This window comes from Vibrio sp. 10N.261.54.E10, assembly GCF_002877735.2.
Taxonomy (GTDB): domain Bacteria; phylum Pseudomonadota; class Gammaproteobacteria; order Enterobacterales; family Vibrionaceae; genus Vibrio; species Vibrio crassostreae_C.
The window spans coordinates 2429792-2445086 of record NZ_MCXE02000001.1; the positions used below are offsets into that span (position 1 = coordinate 2429792).

At 45.0% G+C, this 15295-nt stretch carries 17 protein-coding genes; 9 read left to right on the forward strand and 8 right to left on the reverse strand.

Annotation, left to right across the window (positions count from 1 at the left end):
- Nucleotides 1-61 precede the first annotated feature (61 nt).
- From BCU07_RS10610 to yacG, 7 genes are all read left to right on the forward strand, one after another.
- Nucleotides 62-508: a pilin gene (locus tag BCU07_RS10610; RefSeq protein WP_102428508.1), complete on the forward strand. Its 447-nt coding sequence runs from the start codon at nt 62-64 to the stop codon at nt 506-508.
- Complete coding sequence (gene pilB, locus BCU07_RS10615; protein ID WP_102428509.1) at nt 508-2193, forward strand: type IV-A pilus assembly ATPase PilB; 1686 nt, start codon at nt 508-510, stop codon at nt 2191-2193. The genes BCU07_RS10610 and pilB overlap by 1 nt, the downstream gene beginning before the upstream one ends.
- 15 nt (nt 2194-2208) lie before the next feature.
- Nucleotides 2209-3438: a type II secretion system F family protein gene (locus BCU07_RS10620; RefSeq protein ID WP_102428510.1), complete on the forward strand. Its 1230-nt coding sequence runs from the start codon at nt 2209-2211 to the stop codon at nt 3436-3438.
- A 65-nt stretch (nt 3439-3503) separates the two neighbouring features.
- A complete protein-coding gene (locus BCU07_RS10625; RefSeq protein WP_017065897.1) occupies nt 3504-4373 on the forward strand; it encodes a prepilin peptidase in 870 nt (289 codons plus the stop codon).
- A gap of 2 nt (nt 4374-4375) precedes the next feature.
- Nucleotides 4376-4990, forward strand: a complete 615-nt coding sequence (gene coaE, locus BCU07_RS10630; RefSeq protein ID WP_102428511.1) for a dephospho-CoA kinase — start codon at nt 4376-4378, stop codon at nt 4988-4990.
- 26 nt (nt 4991-5016) lie between these two features.
- Nucleotides 5017-5757: a cell division protein ZapD gene (gene zapD, locus BCU07_RS10635; protein WP_017063237.1), complete on the forward strand. Its 741-nt coding sequence runs from the start codon at nt 5017-5019 to the stop codon at nt 5755-5757.
- Nucleotides 5758-5839: 82 nt separating this feature from the next.
- Nucleotides 5840-6037 carry a DNA gyrase inhibitor YacG gene (gene yacG, locus BCU07_RS10640; protein WP_004735515.1) on the forward strand — a complete coding sequence of 66 codons (198 nt, stop codon included), beginning with the start codon at nt 5840-5842 and terminating at the stop codon, nt 6035-6037.
- Between the two features lie 318 nt (nt 6038-6355).
- Here yacG and rplS read toward each other — a convergent pair whose 3' ends face one another.
- The 5 genes from rplS to ffh form a co-directional block, all read right to left on the reverse strand.
- Nucleotides 6356-6709 carry a 50S ribosomal protein L19 gene (gene rplS, locus BCU07_RS10645; protein WP_004735514.1) on the reverse strand — a complete coding sequence of 118 codons (354 nt, stop codon included), beginning with the start codon at nt 6707-6709 and terminating at the stop codon, nt 6356-6358.
- A 59-nt stretch (nt 6710-6768) separates the two neighbouring features.
- A complete protein-coding gene (gene trmD, locus BCU07_RS10650) occupies nt 6769-7509 on the reverse strand; it encodes a tRNA (guanosine(37)-N1)-methyltransferase TrmD (protein ID WP_102319880.1) in 741 nt (246 codons plus the stop codon).
- A 26-nt stretch (nt 7510-7535) separates the two neighbouring features.
- Complete coding sequence (rimM, locus tag BCU07_RS10655; RefSeq protein ID WP_017063236.1) at nt 7536-8090, reverse strand: ribosome maturation factor RimM; 555 nt, start codon at nt 8088-8090, stop codon at nt 7536-7538.
- Between the two features lie 24 nt (nt 8091-8114).
- Nucleotides 8115-8363 (reverse strand): 30S ribosomal protein S16, encoded by a 249-nt coding sequence (gene rpsP / locus BCU07_RS10660; protein WP_004410028.1) that lies wholly within the window; start codon nt 8361-8363, stop codon nt 8115-8117.
- Between the two features lie 212 nt (nt 8364-8575).
- Entirely contained in the window at nt 8576-9970 is a 1395-nt protein-coding gene (ffh, locus tag BCU07_RS10665) for a signal recognition particle protein (protein ID WP_102428512.1), read from the reverse strand.
- 200 nt (nt 9971-10170) lie between these two features.
- Here ffh and BCU07_RS10670 point away from each other — a divergent pair, with 200 nt between their 5' ends.
- Together BCU07_RS10670 and BCU07_RS10675 are read left to right on the forward strand one after the other, a co-directional pair.
- Nucleotides 10171-10965, forward strand: a complete 795-nt coding sequence (locus tag BCU07_RS10670; protein ID WP_102331964.1) for an inner membrane protein YpjD — start codon at nt 10171-10173, stop codon at nt 10963-10965.
- 127 nt (nt 10966-11092) lie between these two features.
- Complete coding sequence (locus tag BCU07_RS10675; protein WP_017063233.1) at nt 11093-12364, forward strand: HlyC/CorC family transporter; 1272 nt, start codon at nt 11093-11095, stop codon at nt 12362-12364.
- Nucleotides 12365-12461: 97 nt separating this feature from the next.
- Here BCU07_RS10675 and luxS read toward each other — a convergent pair whose 3' ends face one another.
- Genes luxS through gshA form a run of 3 tightly spaced genes read right to left on the reverse strand, consistent with a single transcriptional unit; the run spans nt 12462 to nt 15234 of the window.
- A complete protein-coding gene (luxS, locus tag BCU07_RS10680) occupies nt 12462-12980 on the reverse strand; it encodes an S-ribosylhomocysteine lyase (protein ID WP_017056597.1) in 519 nt (172 codons plus the stop codon).
- 24 nt (nt 12981-13004) lie between these two features.
- The gene (locus BCU07_RS10685) at nt 13005-13655 is read right to left on the reverse strand and encodes a hypothetical protein (protein ID WP_017629422.1); all 651 of its coding nucleotides are present in this window, start codon (nt 13653-13655) and stop codon (nt 13005-13007) included.
- Between the two features lie 10 nt (nt 13656-13665).
- Entirely contained in the window at nt 13666-15234 is a 1569-nt protein-coding gene (gene gshA / locus BCU07_RS10690) for a glutamate--cysteine ligase (protein WP_102428513.1), read from the reverse strand.
- Nucleotides 15235-15295: the final 61 nt, after the last annotated feature.

Consider the following 15295-nt stretch of genomic DNA (forward strand, 5'->3'; position numbering starts at 1 on the left):
CTTCTATTCTTTCCATCAACCAGTGCCTGCACTGAAACAAACTAAAGAATGGAATTAGACAATGAATAACAAAAGTAAAAGAACAAATCAGAAAGGCTTTACGCTGATTGAATTGATGATTGTGGTAGCGATTATTGGCGTGTTGTCTGCGATTGCTGTGCCTGCATATCAAAATTACGTAAAGAAATCTGAAGCAACGACTGGTCTTGCCGCAGCAAAATCTTTAGTAACGAATGTAGATATGTTTATACAAGAAAATGGTCGCTTTCCTACAAATGATACAACAGGGTTTACCGCTGTTGGAGCAAGCACTGGTATGAATGCTATTGGTACTTTATCTTTCGAAAGTATCAGCGGAGCTGACGGAACAATTAAGTTTCTATTCGATAGCACAACATCTATAAGTACGGCATACGTTTCATTAGCAAGAACAAATTCTGGTTGGAATTGCACATTCACTAAGTCTGGTAAGCTAACGGATGATGATGTCCCAAAAGCTTGTAAATAATGATGCCTAGTCTCCTTACAGCTCTTCTTCAAACAAACTTAATTAACCCAACTCAAGAGAAAGCTGTAGTAGACCATATTCAAGCTTTCGGTGTTTCAACACCGGAAGCACTGTTCTCCCTAGGGTTACTTTCCGATAGCTGTCTAGCTGAAAACCTAAGCGCAATTTTTAGTTTACCTGTTATTCAGTTATCAAATATTAATTATCAATCTCTATGTGAAGAACTTGGTTTACGTGAACTCATCACTAAGTACAATTCAATCCCAATAAATTGCTCCTCGTCAACACTAACCTTAGCGGTTTCTGACCCTACTAATTTACAGGCTGAAGACGACTTTCGATTCGCGACAGGGTTGCAGATCGAATTGGTCGTCGCCAACTACTCAGAACTAGAAGGCGCAATACGAAAGCTGTATGGCCGTTCAATTTCCGGGCAAGACTCTAAACGCAAAGAGATCACCCAAGATGAACTCGCTAATCTTGTTGAAGTGTCTGACGATGAGATAGCGTCGATAGAAGATCTCAGTCAAGACGATTCCCCTGTCAGCAGATTTATCAATCAGATACTGGTCGATGCGGTTCGTAAAGGCGCATCAGATATCCACTTCGAACCTTATGAAGAGCACTACCGAGTACGACTGCGTTGTGATGGCATCCTTGTTGAAATACAACAACCCGCTTCCCATTTAAGTCGTCGTCTATCTGCTCGTTTAAAGATCCTCGCCAAGCTTGATATCGCTGAACGTCGCTTACCTCAAGACGGTCGTATTAAGTTGCGCTTGAACGACGAACTCGCGATTGATATGCGTGTATCAACTTTGCCGACCTTGTGGGGTGAAAAGATCGTACTGCGACTGCTTGATAGCAGCGCGGCCAATCTAGATATCGATAAGTTAGGTTACAGCGAAGATCAAAAAGCACTCTACCTCAATGCCCTGAAGCGCCCACAAGGGATGATCTTAATGACAGGGCCAACCGGCAGCGGAAAAACCGTCTCCCTTTATACTGGCCTTCGCGTGCTCAACACTACGGAACGCAACATCTCAACAGCCGAAGATCCGGTGGAAATTAACCTGTGTGGTATCAACCAAGTACAAGTAACACCTAAGATCGGCTTTGGGTTTGCTGAAGCACTGCGATCATTTTTGCGACAAGATCCTGATGTTGTGATGGTTGGAGAGATCCGCGACTTGGAAACCGCAGAGATCGCGATCAAAGCATCGCAAACCGGTCACTTGGTCCTATCAACACTGCACACGAATTCCGCTGCAGAAACCGTAACTCGACTCGCTCATATGGGGATAGAACCCTTTAACCTCGCTTCATCATTGAGTTTGATTATCGCCCAACGACTGGCAAGACGATTGTGCAATCACTGCAAAGAAACTGACGACTCACCAGAAATATTTCTGCGTCACTCGATTCCTAACAGTCAAACCATCTACAAAGCGAATCTTCAAGGGTGCAATGAGTGTAACCAAGGTTATTCGGGGCGAGTGGGTATCTATGAAGTGATGCCGTTTAGCGATCAACTGAAAAGCAGCCTGATCGACAAACCGAACGCGTTAGCCATTGAAAACTTGGCACGTCGAGAGGGCATGAGAACTCTGCAAGAGTCGGGGCTAGATAAATTGCTTGAAGGCACCACCAGCTATCAAGAACTGCAACGTGTTCTGTACATATAAACCCATGGAGCACCAATGAGTAGCAAGTCCAAACAATCACAACTAAAAAGCTATCACTGGAAAGGCATTAACAGCTCAGGCAAGAAAGTGTCTGGGCAAACCTTAGCGCTCACCGAATTGGAAGTACGAGAAAAGCTCAAAGAGCAGCATATTCAGATTAAGAAAATCAAAAAGAAAAGTATTTCAGCCGTCACTCGTTTAACTCATAGAGTCAAAGCCAAAGACATCACTATTTTGACTAGGCAGCTTGCTACCATGCTGGCTACTGGCGTGCCTATCGTACAAGCCATCAAGTTAGTGTCGGACAATCACCGAAAAGCTGAAATGAAATCAATTTTATCGCATATCTGCAAAGGTGTAGAAGCCGGAACGCCAATCTCAAAAGCGATGCGAACTGCAAGCCGCCACTTTGATGACCTCTATACTGATTTAGTCGCGACAGGCGAGCTCTCCGGTAACCTCGCCCAAGTATTCGAACGCTTAGCGACCTATAGAGAAAAGAGCGAGCAGTTAAAGTCCAAAGTCATCAAAGCACTGATCTACCCAGCCATGGTGGTCATCGTTGCACTGACCGTTTCTTATTTAATGCTGACCATGGTGATTCCAGAGTTTGAGTCGATGTTTTCCGGCTTTGGCGCCGACCTGCCTTGGTTCACCCAACAAGTACTTTACCTTTCCCATTGGATGCAGGCTTACAGTTTTTATACAGCTGTAGGCATCGGGCTTGTTGTCCTGATTATTTACCAACTGTGTCAGCGTTCCCACTCGATAAGACTGTCTGTTAGTCGGCTAGGATTACGCTTCCCTGTTCTTGGTGGCGTATTAGCCAAAGCCTCCATTGCCAAATTCAGCCGAACCTTATCGACCAGCTTTAGTTCTGGCATTCCGATTTTAATGAGCCTCAAGACCACAGCCAAAACCGCAGGCAACCTGCATTATGAGTCGGCCATCATCGAGGTTCACCGAGAAACGGCTGCTGGCATGCCAATGTATATCGCAATGCGCAATACCAACGCCTTCCCTGAAATGGTGTTACAGATGGTGATGATCGGTGAAGAGTCAGGAAACCTTGATGATATGCTCAATAAAGTAGCCTCGATTTACGAGTTTGAAGTCGACAACACCGTCGACAATTTGGGCAAGATTCTAGAGCCACTGATCATCGTGTTTTTAGGCACTGTCGTTGGCGGGCTTGTGGTTGCGATGTACTTACCGATCTTTAATCTTATGAGTGTGTTAGGATAGTTAAAGCAACTAAACACCCATGAGCAGCAATCTCTGCTCACCTTGATTAAGTGGTAAAGGACACTATGGAAGTATTTCACTACTATCCTTGGCTATTCCCCGTATTAGCTTTCATTTTTAGCCTTCTTATCGGCAGCTTCCTCAACGTAGTCATACACCGTTTACCGATTATGATGGAACGCGAATGGCAACAAGAGTGCTCGGAATATTTCTCTCAATATAAAATTCCAGCGCCAGAGGGAAAGTTCAATCTCAGCATTCCTCGTTCAACCTGCCCGAAATGCAAAACCCAATTAAGAATCGTCGACAATATCCCAGTGTTAAGCTGGTTGCTCTTAAAGGGTAAGTGCCACAGCTGCGCTAATCCAATCAGTGCTCGCTACCCTTTGGTCGAACTGCTTACAGCAATACTTTGCACAATGGTTGCTAGCCACTTTGGTTTCAGTTACTACGCCATTGCTTTGATTCTTTTCACCTTCGCACTGATTACCGCGACCTTTATCGATCTCGATACCATGTTGTTGCCTGATCAAATCACCTTGCCTTTGGTATGGTCCGGTATCGCATTAGCACTGTTTAATATCGGCCCAGTATCGCTGCAAGATTCCGTGGTTGGCGCAATGGCTGGTTACCTCGCTTTATGGTCTGTTTATTGGTTGTTCAAACTGCTAACAGGTAAAGAAGGCATGGGTTACGGTGACTTCAAACTCCTGGCTGCGCTTGGTGCATGGCTTGGTTGGCAACACCTACCGATGATCATCCTTTTATCTTCGCTGGTAGGCCTTGTGTTTGGTTTAATTCAACTTCGCCTGAAACAGCAAGGCATCGATAAAGCCTTTCCATTTGGCCCTTACCTTGCAATTGCGGGTTGGGTGAGTTTGATGTGGGGCAACGACATCATGGGCTGGTATTTCACTTCTGTACTAGGAATTTAACCATGGCAATCATTATCGGATTAAGTGGTGGTATCGCCAGTGGAAAAACCACAGTTGCTAACCTCTTCAATGAACATTTTAATATTGATATTGTCGATGCTGATATTGTGGCTCGTGAAGTCGTAGCACTGGGCAGCGAAGGTCTCAAACAGATTACTGCTCATTTTGGGGAGGCTATCTTACTTGAAGATGGCACGCTCAACCGAAGTAAACTGCGTGAGCTAATCTTCTCAGATCCCAAACAGAAGCTGTGGCTCAATGACCTCCTTCATCCCATGATCCGTGACAAAATTGACAGTGACCTGTCTAAAATCACATCCCCGTATGGTTTATTAGTTGCACCGCTATTGGTGGAAAACCAAATGCAAGGCATGGCCGATCGCGTATTAATTGTTGATGTGCCAGCAGAAGTTCAAATAGAACGTACGATGAGTCGTGACAATGTTTCTAGGGAACAAGTTGCATCAATTTTAAAATCACAGGCTTCAAGAGAACAACGCTTAGCAGTTGCAGATGACGTGATTAAAAACCATACTAAAAACCAAGAACTTTTGCCTCAAATCACAGATTTACATCAAAAGTATCTGGCAATCAGTGCTGTAGATGGGTCAGAATAGAACAATGTTGAATGAAGGTTTGCTCGATGATCACCCATAAATTTGAACATCCTCTAAATGAGAAAACACGCATCTACTTAAGAGTCGAATCACTCTTGAGGCAGCTACACTTGTCTTCTACATTTTCCGATGCTCAACAGTATCAACTCTTTTTCCGTTCCATCTTTGATCTGATTGAAATCTTCGAACAGATCCAACTCAAGAGCGAACTGGCAAAAGATATTGAGAAGCAACGTGTAACCTACAAAAGTTGGTTGGATGTTGAAGGTGTCGATCAAGAGATGCTGACATCACTGCTTAATGACATTGGTAACATCTATCGTGATCTGATGCAGGCAGAGCGTTTTGGCCAGTCACTTAAGGAAGACCGCTTCCTGAGTGCCATTCGCCAACGCTTTAATCTTCCAGGTGGCTCATGCTGCTTTGATTTACCGGCACTGCATTATTGGCTGCACCTTCCTCTTGATAAGAGAATGCGAGATGCTAAAGCTTGGATGGACAGCTTACAGCCTCTGTATGAAGCGCTAACACTGTGGTTGAAGCTCACCAGAGAGACGGGTCACTTCAAAGAGCAAATCGCTCGCGCTGGCTTCTTCCAGAGCGATGCCGATGAAGCGAATATCCTTCGTCTATCTATTCCAATGCAATACGGTGCCTACCCGATGATCTCAGGTCACAAGAACCGCTTTGCTGTTAAGTTCATGAGCTTTGAAACAGGGCAAGCCTGTACTCAAGACATTGAATTTGAATTGGCTATCTGCACCTAATTAATTTTCTTTTTTTAGTTTGGCTTGAGTCTTCACTCGAGCCTAAACTCACTATTATTACACCTTCAAATTAAGAATCACTATGTCGAAGAAAATCACCATCGTTAAATGCCCTCAATGTAATGCTGACGTTGAATGGGGCGAACAAAGCCCGCACCGCCCGTTTTGCAGCAAGCAATGTCAGATGATTGATTTCGGTGAATGGGCAGACGAAGAGAACAGCATCGCTGGCGCACCAGATATGTCAGATAGCGATGGTTGGTCGGAAGATCCGCACTAAGCGAGTAGCGAGTAGCGAGTAGCGAGTAGCGAGTAGCGAGTAGCGAGTAGCGAGTAGCGAGTAGCGAGTAAATTTTGAAGGGTTGGCGTTTAACGTCAATCCTTTTTTATTGCCTATAACACGGCGCTAGTAGAGATTCCCTACTCCTTCCTTCGTCAGTCTAGGGAATGACGGTTAAATATGAGTTTCGTCTGGTTTGTCATCCTCAAGAGTGAGGTACGAGCGAATTGGGGATCTCTTACCTGCTAAGCTCCAAATAACAGACACAAAAAAGCGGAGCCAAATGGCTCCGCTTTTATCGATAGAATGCAAAAAGAATTACTTCTTAGTAAGCTTCTCTTTAATACGAGCTGACTTACCAGAACGCTCACGTAGGTAGTACAACTTGGCACGACGTACTGCACCACGGCGTTTAACTTCGATGCTATCAACCATTGGAGAGTGAGTTTGGAACGCACGCTCTACGCCTTCACCGTTCGAGATCTTACGAACTGTGAATGCAGAGTGTAGACCACGGTTACGAATAGCGATTACAACGCCTTCGAAAGCCTGTAGACGCTCACGGTCACCTTCTTTTACCTTAACCTGAACTACAACAGTGTCACCTGGTGCGAATTTAGGAAGGTCTGATTTTAGTTGCTCTTCTTCAAGAGCCTTGATGATGTTGCTCATTTGTATAAATTCCTAGAATAAACTGATACTAAATTTAATAGGTTACTGCTTGCTTTTCGTTAAGAGCGTTGCTCTTTAATGAATTCAGCCAGTAATTGTTCCTGTTCGTCAGTCAGAGCTAGGTTTTCCAGGAGTTCTGGTCTTCTTAGCCAAGTTCGGCCCAACGATTGTTTTAATCGCCAGCGACGAATGTCCTTATGGTTTCCAGACTTGAGTACCGATGGTACATCTTTATCGTCTAGCACCTCAGGGCGCGTATAATGGGGACAATCTAGCAAACCATTTGCAAAAGAATCTTCTTCTGCTGAAGCGAAATCTCCAAGTACACCCGGAACAAACCGAGATACTGAATCAATCAGCGTCATGGCTGGCAGTTCGCCACCCGTCATCACAAAATCTCCAATCGACCATTCTTCGTCAACTTCAGATTCAATGATGCGCTCATCTACCCCTTCATAGCGACCACAAATAAGAAGTAAATTCTCGTTTGTTGCCAGCTCTTCAACACCTTTCTGGTCGAGTTTACGACCTTGAGGTGAAAGATAGATGACTTTCGTCTTTCCCGGTGCTGCTTGCTTGGCAGTTTTGATAGCGTCGCGCAAAGGCTGAACCATCATTAACATGCCAGGACCACCACCGTAAGGTCTGTCATCAACAGTGCGATGTTTATCATGAGTGAAATCACGAGGATTCCATGTCTCAATAGATAAAAGACCTTTTTTAACCGCTTGACCTGTTACTCCAAAATCAGTAACAGAACGGAACATTTCAGGAAAAAGGCTAATAATGCCAACCCACATGTGTTCTCTCGCTCTGTAATTTGGAGTTAGAATCCAGGATCCCAGTCAACTTCGATCCGGCGAGCTTCGCGATCAACTTTCTTGATCACTTGCTCTTCAAGGTACGGTACTAACCGTTCCTTTTGGCCAAAAGCATCTTTAAGATTTGCTTTGATTACTAGAACATCGTTCGAGCCAGTTTCTAATAGGTCAGTGACCTCACCAAGGTCGTAACCTTTAGTGGTAAAAACTTGCATACCGAACAATTCGCGCCAGTAGAATTCATCTTCTGACAATTCAGGTAACGAAGCAGGGTCAATAGCAATTTCAAAGTTAGTCATCAGTTGCGCGTCTTCACGAACATCTAATCCCGCTAGCTTACATACATAACCTTGGCCATGACGTTTCCAGCTCTCAACTTTGTACTCAACCCACTTACCCTTTAGGTTTAAATACCAAGGGCTGTAATCAAATATGCTTTCAGCATTGTCTGTGTAGGAGAACACTTTAAGCCAGCCACGAATACCATAGGTAGACCCAAGTTTACCCATGACAATTCTATTGTTTTGCTCGCTCATAGTTTCTTTACCCTTCATCGACATAAGCTATTTCTCTTTAAAAAAGAATTAAGCCGCTTTTTGAGCGTCTTTAACTAGCTTAGCTACACGATCAGATAGAGATGCGCCTTGACCAACCCAGTGGTTAACACGATCTAGGTCTAGACGTAGACCTTCTTCTTGACCTTGAGCTGTAGGGTTAAAGAAACCTACTTTCTCGATGAAACGGCCAGTTGCAGCGTTACGGCTATCCGCAACTACGATTTGATAAAATGGGCGCTTCTTTGCACCGTGACGTGCCAAACGAATGGTTACCATGTCGTCCTCTTTGCTTTCTTAATAAAATAATTAACCCCAAGTATAAGTAAATAGCTTGGGGTCTCGTGCCAAATTAAAGCCCCGGAATTTTACTCTTATTCCGGTGCAATGCAAGGGCTTTAGTTATTTTTTCACCAACATAGCTGCCGTACACTTTCTGTGACACGGCTAACACTATGAAAAGTAACGTAGCTAAAGCTTACATTTGTAGATTATCGACCAAACGGGTTAAAGCCACCACCCATTCCGCCCATACCTCCACCGCCGCCCATCATGCCTTGCATGTTGCGCATCATGCCTTTCATGCCACCTTTCTGCATCTTCTTCATCATCTTCTGCATTTGGGTGAACTGCTTAAGCATACGGTTTACATCTTGTACCTGTGTACCAGAACCAGCGGCAATACGCTTTTTGCGAGAGCCTTTGATTAGGTCAGGGCGTTGACGCTCTTTCATGGTCATAGAGTTGATGATCGCTTCCATTTGCTTGAACATCTTGTCATCAACTTTATCTTTAACGTTATCTGGTAGCTGAGACATGCCTGGAAGCTTATCCATCATGCCCATCATGCCGCCCATGTTTTGCATCTGACCTAGTTGTTCACGGAAGTCTTCAAGGTCAAAGCCTTTCTTCTCTTTGAACTTCTTAGCCAGTTTCTCTGCTTTCTCGGTATCAACGTTTTTCTGTAGGTCTTCAATAAGAGACAGTACGTCGCCCATACCTAAGATACGAGAAGCAACACGATCTGGGTGGAACGGTTCTAGTGCGTCAGTCTTTTCACCAACACCCAAGAATTTAATCGGCTTGCCTGTGATATGACGAACAGACAGAGCAGCACCACCACGCGCATCACCATCAACTTTCGTCAAGATAACACCGGTTAGTGGTAGCGCATCACCAAAGGCTTTTGCAGTGTTCGCAGCATCTTGACCTGTCATTGCATCAACAACGAACAGTGTCTCTACTGGTTTAATTGCAGTATGAAGCTCTTTGATCTCGCCCATCATCTCTTCATCGATAGCCAAACGACCCGCAGTATCGACAAGTAGCACGTCGTAGAATTTCTTCTTCGCGTAGTCGATTGCAGCGTTTGCAATATCAAGAGGTTTTTGATCAGCTGAAGATGGGAAGAAGTCTACGCCAACATCGCTTGCTAACGTTTCAAGCTGTTTGATTGCCGCTGGACGGTAAACGTCGGCAGACACAACCAAGACTTTCTTCTTGTCACGCTCAGTTAGAAGCTTAGATAGCTTACCTACCGATGTGGTTTTACCCGCACCTTGTAGACCCGCCATTAAGATAACGGCTGGCGGCTGCGCTGCTAGGTTAAGAGCCTCGTTAGACTCACCCATCACCGCTTCAAGTTCAGCTTGAACGATCTTAATGAATTCTTGACCAGGCGTTAGAGATTTAGAAACCTCAACACCCACAGCGCCTTCTTTTACGCGCTTAACAAAATCGCGGACAACGGGCAGTGCAACGTCGGCTTCAAGTAGCGCCATACGTACTTCACGCAGCGTCTCTTTAATATTGTCTTCGGTCAGACGACCTTTACCGCTGATGTTCTTCAGCGTTTTGGATAGACGATCCGTTAAATTATCAAACATAGTTTTCTCTTCGCTCAAAACTGCGACTATTACTGTGAGTATACATTAGCGCGGATTAGAGTCATACCCGTTGTAGAGCGTTAATCATCCGTGCTTGTGATGTGAGACATTATTCACTTGGAATTGAATGAGGTTCGCCATAGCCCCAAAGAGCGATGCGAGGTATAATTCGCCAATTAGTAATCATTAAAATGGATACCATGGACAGTCTTATTGCGATCGCAGCAGCCTTTCTTTATACAATGGCGATTTCCACGATCATTCCAGGTCTCGTGCACCAAACAGGAATCCGTGTAAAAACGGTGTTTATCAGCGCATTACTTGCTCTAGCTTTCCATGCTTGGTTGCTTGACGATTTGATTTTTAATGCCAGTGGCCAAAACCTCAGTATCTTGAACGTTGCTTCATTAATCAGTTTAATCATATCTGTGGTAATGAGCGGTGCAATGCTCAAAACCCGTCTGTGGTTTATCTTACCCGTCGTCTATAGCTTCGCTGCGCTGAACTTGATGGCTGCCACTTTTCTTCCAAGCACCTTCATCAAACATCTAGAGAATGACCCAAAACTGCTCGTGCACATCTCTTTGGCTCTATTCTCATACGCAACGTTAACTATCGGTGCGCTATACGCCCTGCAACTTGCGTGGCTAGATCACAAACTTAAAAAGAAAAAAGCCTTAGTGATAAACCCTAACCTACCTCCTTTAATGATGGTGGAAAGACAGCTTTTCAAGATCATTTTGATTGGTAATGGCTTATTAACAGGTACCTTGTTAACGGGTCTCATCTTCGTGCAAGATATGTTTGCTCAAGGAAAGGCACACAAGGCTGTGTTGTCTTTTATCGCTTGGGTTATCTACTCCATCCTTCTGTGGGGTCACTATCAGAAAGGTTGGCGTGGACAGAAAGTCACTTGGTTCGCACTGGCCGGCGCCAGCATGCTCACATTAGCCTACTTCGGTAGCCGCTTCGTCCAGGAAATCATCCTGAACTAGTCTGTAAAATAAAGGCAAGGTCTCACATACCTTGCCTTTAAAATATTGAGTGCAATACATTCAATTGACATCTCGACCATGTTCGGTCATAAATTAATCAAGATACACAAATAGGAAAAGAATAGTTTTGGACGACATATCAACGGGTATCTTATTTGCGCTACTCGCGTGTCTCATTGTAATTTCTGGTTATTTCTCTGGTTCCGAAACGGGCATGATGTCCCTGAACCGCTACCGTTTAAAGCACTTGGCCAATACGGGTCATAAAGGTGCCAAACGTGTAGAAAAACTTCTGAACCGCCCAGACAGATTGATTGGCCTCATCCTCATCGGCAACAATCTCGTCAACATTCTTGCATCTGCGATCGCTACTATTCTTGGTATGCGCATCTACGGGGATATCGGTGTGGCTATCGCTACTGGTACCCTGACTCTCGTGATCCTAGTATTCGCCGAGGTAACCCCAAAGACCATCGCTTCTCTATTTCCTGAACGTGTCTCTTACGCGAGTAGTATCCTTTTGATGATACTGATGAAGGTGCTATCACCATTGGTGATCTTAGTGAACTTCATTACCAACGGCTTCATTCGTATCTTAGGCGTTAAAGCCAGCCATGATGCAACCGACCACTTGAGCTCCGAAGAGCTTAGAACCGTGGTAAATGAAGCCGGTAGCTTAATCCCTCAACGTCACCAAGATATGTTGGTGTCTATTCTGGATTTAGAGCACGTCACCGTGAACGACATCATGGTGCCGCGTAATGAGATTACTGGTATCGACATCAATGACGACTGGAAATCGATCGTTCGTCAACTTACCCACTCGCCTCATGGTCGCGTAGTGCTGTACCGTGACCAAATAGATGAAGTGGTCGGCATGCTTAGGCTGCGTGAAGCTTACCGTCTGATGCTTGAAAAGAACGAATTCAATAAAGAAACCCTGTTGCGTGCCGCGGATGAGATCTACTTTATTCCTGAAGCGACACCACTCAATATTCAACTGCTTAAGTTTCAACGCAATAAGCAGCGCATCGGTTTGATTGTTGATGAGTATGGCGACATCAATGGTTTGGTTACATTAGAAGATATTCTAGAAGAGATCGTAGGTGAGTTTACCACCTCAATCACCCCAAGCTTATCTGAAGAGATTACTCCGCAAAGCGATGGCAGCTTCTTGATTGAAGGCAGTGCCAATATCCGAGATATCAACAAAGGCTTACAGTGGGCACTGCCTACCGATGGCCCAAGAACGCTGAATGGTTTGATACTGGAACATCTTGAAGATATTCCTGAGAGTCACCTGAGTGTTCAGGTTGCCAGCCACCCAATGGAAATTGTTGAGCTTGAAGAGAACCGCATCAAACTGGTTCGCGTGTTCCCACAGATCGTGAACGGCTAACTGAGTTATCACTGAAGCTCACATAAACAAAAGACCCGGTTCATTGAACCGGGCCTTTTAGTATCTAACTCGCCCTATCTAGGGTAGCTATCAATGACTAGTCGATCTTAAGCTCTTGCAGCATAGACTCTGGCAGTGCCAGTTCATCATTCTTGTTTACAGAGATGCCTGCAGCGATGATCGCATTCGCGATCTCTTTCGCTTCATCCAAAGAGTGCATTGCCGCGGTACCACATTGGTATTCGTTCAGCTCAGGGATCTTATTCTGGTTCTCAACTTTCAGTACGTCTTGCATCGCTGCCAACCAACCGTCAGCCACTTGTTGTTCTGTAGGCGTACCAATCAGGCTCATGTAGAAACCAGTGCGACAGCCCATCGGTGAGATATCGATGATCTCTACATCTGAACCGTTCAATTGATTACGCATGAAACCAGCATATAGGTGCTCTAGAGTATGGATACCTTTCTCAGATAGGATGTCTTTGTTTGGCGCAGTAAAACGCAGGTCAAACACAGTGATGGTATCCCCTTTTGGGGTTTGCATTGTTTTAGCAACACGAACGGCAGGTGCGTTCATGCGTGTGTGATCAACAGTGAAACTATCTAATAAAGGCATTGCTCTTCTCCATGACGGCTGGCTTTAGAAAAACCAGCTTCGATTGTCTTCTAGTTCTTTGCGGCACTGTTTCAGCTGCCATCCATAATCTTTTGCTTGCTGTTCGACTTTGCGCGCCACCTTAATTAGCGATGGCTTGCTGTTGTATGACTTACGCTTATAACCACCACGGCCTTCATGATAAGCCAGGTATTGGTTATATGGGTCCCATAGTGAGATGCCCAATTGACGACGCGTCTCGCTGGTATACCAACCGATGAACATCAATGCATCATCAAAGTTGGTTCTTGAACCACCGTTATTGGTCGCCTTTTGGAAGTCTTCCCAAGCAGGATCTTGAGCTTGTGCATAACCGTAGGCACTGCTTACACGCCCCCACGGTATAAAGCCAAGAATGTAATCTTTAGGTGGGCGCGCATCATGACGATAGCTACTCTCTTGTTTCACAAAAGCCATCGCAACGTTAATCGGCGTTCCCCATTCTTCTTGCATATCCAAGGCATCTTCATACCATGAAGGGTGCTCTCGAAAGATGCTACACAAATTATCTTGCTGCTTTGGCGGTGGCGTTGCACATCCAACCAACAGGCTAGAGACAACACCAACAGTCACTACAGGTAACCATTTACTACTCACTCGAGTAGGCTGACCTAATAAGGCTTGCTTCCTTTCCACCAAAGTCTCGCTATGCTTTTAAATACGAAAAATAATCCGCTAAGAAGCTATCAAAATCTTGAGTGCTTGCTTCTTCACTTTGTTGCTGAGCAATCACAGAACGTTGAACTTCTGCTTCCATCAACTCAGCTGAATATACTTTGTATTGGTGAGCTTTGTGTTGCTGAGCGTACGTTTTACCTAACGCGCAACCCACTTTACCTAAGCCGCCCAATTTTTTGGTCTCTTCTAGCAACTGGCCAGAAATAGTTAGCTCAGGGTTATCAATCCAAGCCTCAAGCGTATCGCATGTTTCTTGGTATGCACGACCGCCTTGTTCTGCGTCCATCATTTCGGCAATAGAGCGTAGATCTTTAAATACACGCTTCGCCCAATCTTGCAGAGACAAGCGCTCGCCATGACAACCAATTTGCAGCTCTAGACCAGCTTGACGACCTTCTAAGATCACCTTGTTCCAGTTGTCGCGCCAGCACTCAAGTTCGCAGTTATCCATCTCAGCAGAGTCTGTTAGTACACTCCACGTTAGGAATAGATCCAAGAAGCGAACTTGCTGTTCGGTGATACCGATTGAGCTGAATGGGTTTACATCGAGAGAACGCACCTCGATGTACTCAACACCTCCGCGAGCCAACGCTTCAGATGGTTTCTCACCACTCTTCGCCACACGCTTAGGGCGGATTGGAGCGTAAAGCTCATTTTCAATTTGCAGTACGTTGCTATTCAACTGACGGTATTCACCATCAACCTTAGTGCCAATCTCGGCAAATTCTTCTGATGGTGTGCGAATCGCTTGATTCAAACCTTCAAGGTATTGGTCTAGGCTGTTGAAACCAATCTTCAACACACTTTGCGCACTGTTCGTGTAGCCAAGGTCGCTCAGGCGCAGTGCCGTTGCTTTTGGCAGATACAGTGTCTCGCCAATCTTTTCAAAAGGCAGGTTTGTCTCTCTTCCTTTGATGAAAGAAGAACATAGCGCAGGTGAAGCACCGAAGAAGTATGGGATTAACCAACCAAAGCGGTAGTAGTTACGAATCAAACCAAAGTAAGCATCTGACTTAGATTCACAACGCGCTTCTTCAGTTTGCTCTCCAAACAGGCTATCCCAAAAGCTTTCTGGGAAAGAGAAGTTGAAGTGAACACCAGAGATAATCTGCATCAGGCTACCGTAACGACGTTTTAGGCCTTCACGATATAGGGTCTTCATCTTACCGTTATTAGAGGTGCCGTATTGCGCTAGCTGAATGTAATCTTCACTGCCAACGTAACAAGGCATAGAAAGCGGCCATAGTTTTTCGCCGTCTAACTTGGTTTGCGTGAAGTGGTGGATATCAGACAACTGATTCAAAAGCGTCGGAACGTCGTTAGAAACAGGCGTGATAAATTCCAGTAGCGACTCAGAGAAATCGGTCGTTACCCATTCGTTCATCAACGCAGATCCCAAAGCCTCAGGGTGCGGCCCAGTAGCAAGGTGCCCATCTTCCGTGTAGCGTAATGTTTCCCTTTCAACACCACGACCAAATTGAGAGAAGGTCTTAGGGTTGGTTGCAACTTGCTTTAGTCGCGCAGCAAAATCAGTCAAAATTCAGTTCACTTATCTTATATTGTTCTGATTAGAACTATCATAAATTAGGTTGGAGGAG

Coding starts and splice junctions, on each gene's coding strand:
- BCU07_RS10625 (WP_017065897.1), top strand. CDS start 3,504: ATGGAAGTATTTCACTACTATCCTTGGCTATTCCCCGTATTAGCTTTC.
- BCU07_RS10620 (WP_102428510.1), top strand. CDS start 2,209: ATGAGTAGCAAGTCCAAACAATCACAACTAAAAAGCTATCACTGGAAA.
- luxS (WP_017056597.1), bottom strand. CDS start 12,980: ATGCCTTTATTAGATAGTTTCACTGTTGATCACACACGCATGAACGCA.
- coaE (WP_102428511.1), top strand. CDS start 4,376: ATGGCAATCATTATCGGATTAAGTGGTGGTATCGCCAGTGGAAAAACC.
- pilB (WP_102428509.1), top strand. CDS start 508: ATGATGCCTAGTCTCCTTACAGCTCTTCTTCAAACAAACTTAATTAAC.
- trmD (WP_102319880.1), bottom strand. CDS start 7,509: ATGTGGGTTGGCATTATTAGCCTTTTTCCTGAAATGTTCCGTTCTGTT.
- rimM (WP_017063236.1), bottom strand. CDS start 8,090: ATGTCGATGAAGGGTAAAGAAACTATGAGCGAGCAAAACAATAGAATT.
- rplS (WP_004735514.1), bottom strand. CDS start 6,709: ATGAGCAACATCATCAAGGCTCTTGAAGAAGAGCAACTAAAATCAGAC.
- BCU07_RS10670 (WP_102331964.1), top strand. CDS start 10,171: ATGGACAGTCTTATTGCGATCGCAGCAGCCTTTCTTTATACAATGGCG.
- ffh (WP_102428512.1), bottom strand. CDS start 9,970: ATGTTTGATAATTTAACGGATCGTCTATCCAAAACGCTGAAGAACATC.
- yacG (WP_004735515.1), top strand. CDS start 5,840: ATGTCGAAGAAAATCACCATCGTTAAATGCCCTCAATGTAATGCTGAC.
- BCU07_RS10610 (WP_102428508.1), top strand. CDS start 62: ATGAATAACAAAAGTAAAAGAACAAATCAGAAAGGCTTTACGCTGATT.
- rpsP (WP_004410028.1), bottom strand. CDS start 8,363: ATGGTAACCATTCGTTTGGCACGTCACGGTGCAAAGAAGCGCCCATTT.
- zapD (WP_017063237.1), top strand. CDS start 5,017: ATGATCACCCATAAATTTGAACATCCTCTAAATGAGAAAACACGCATC.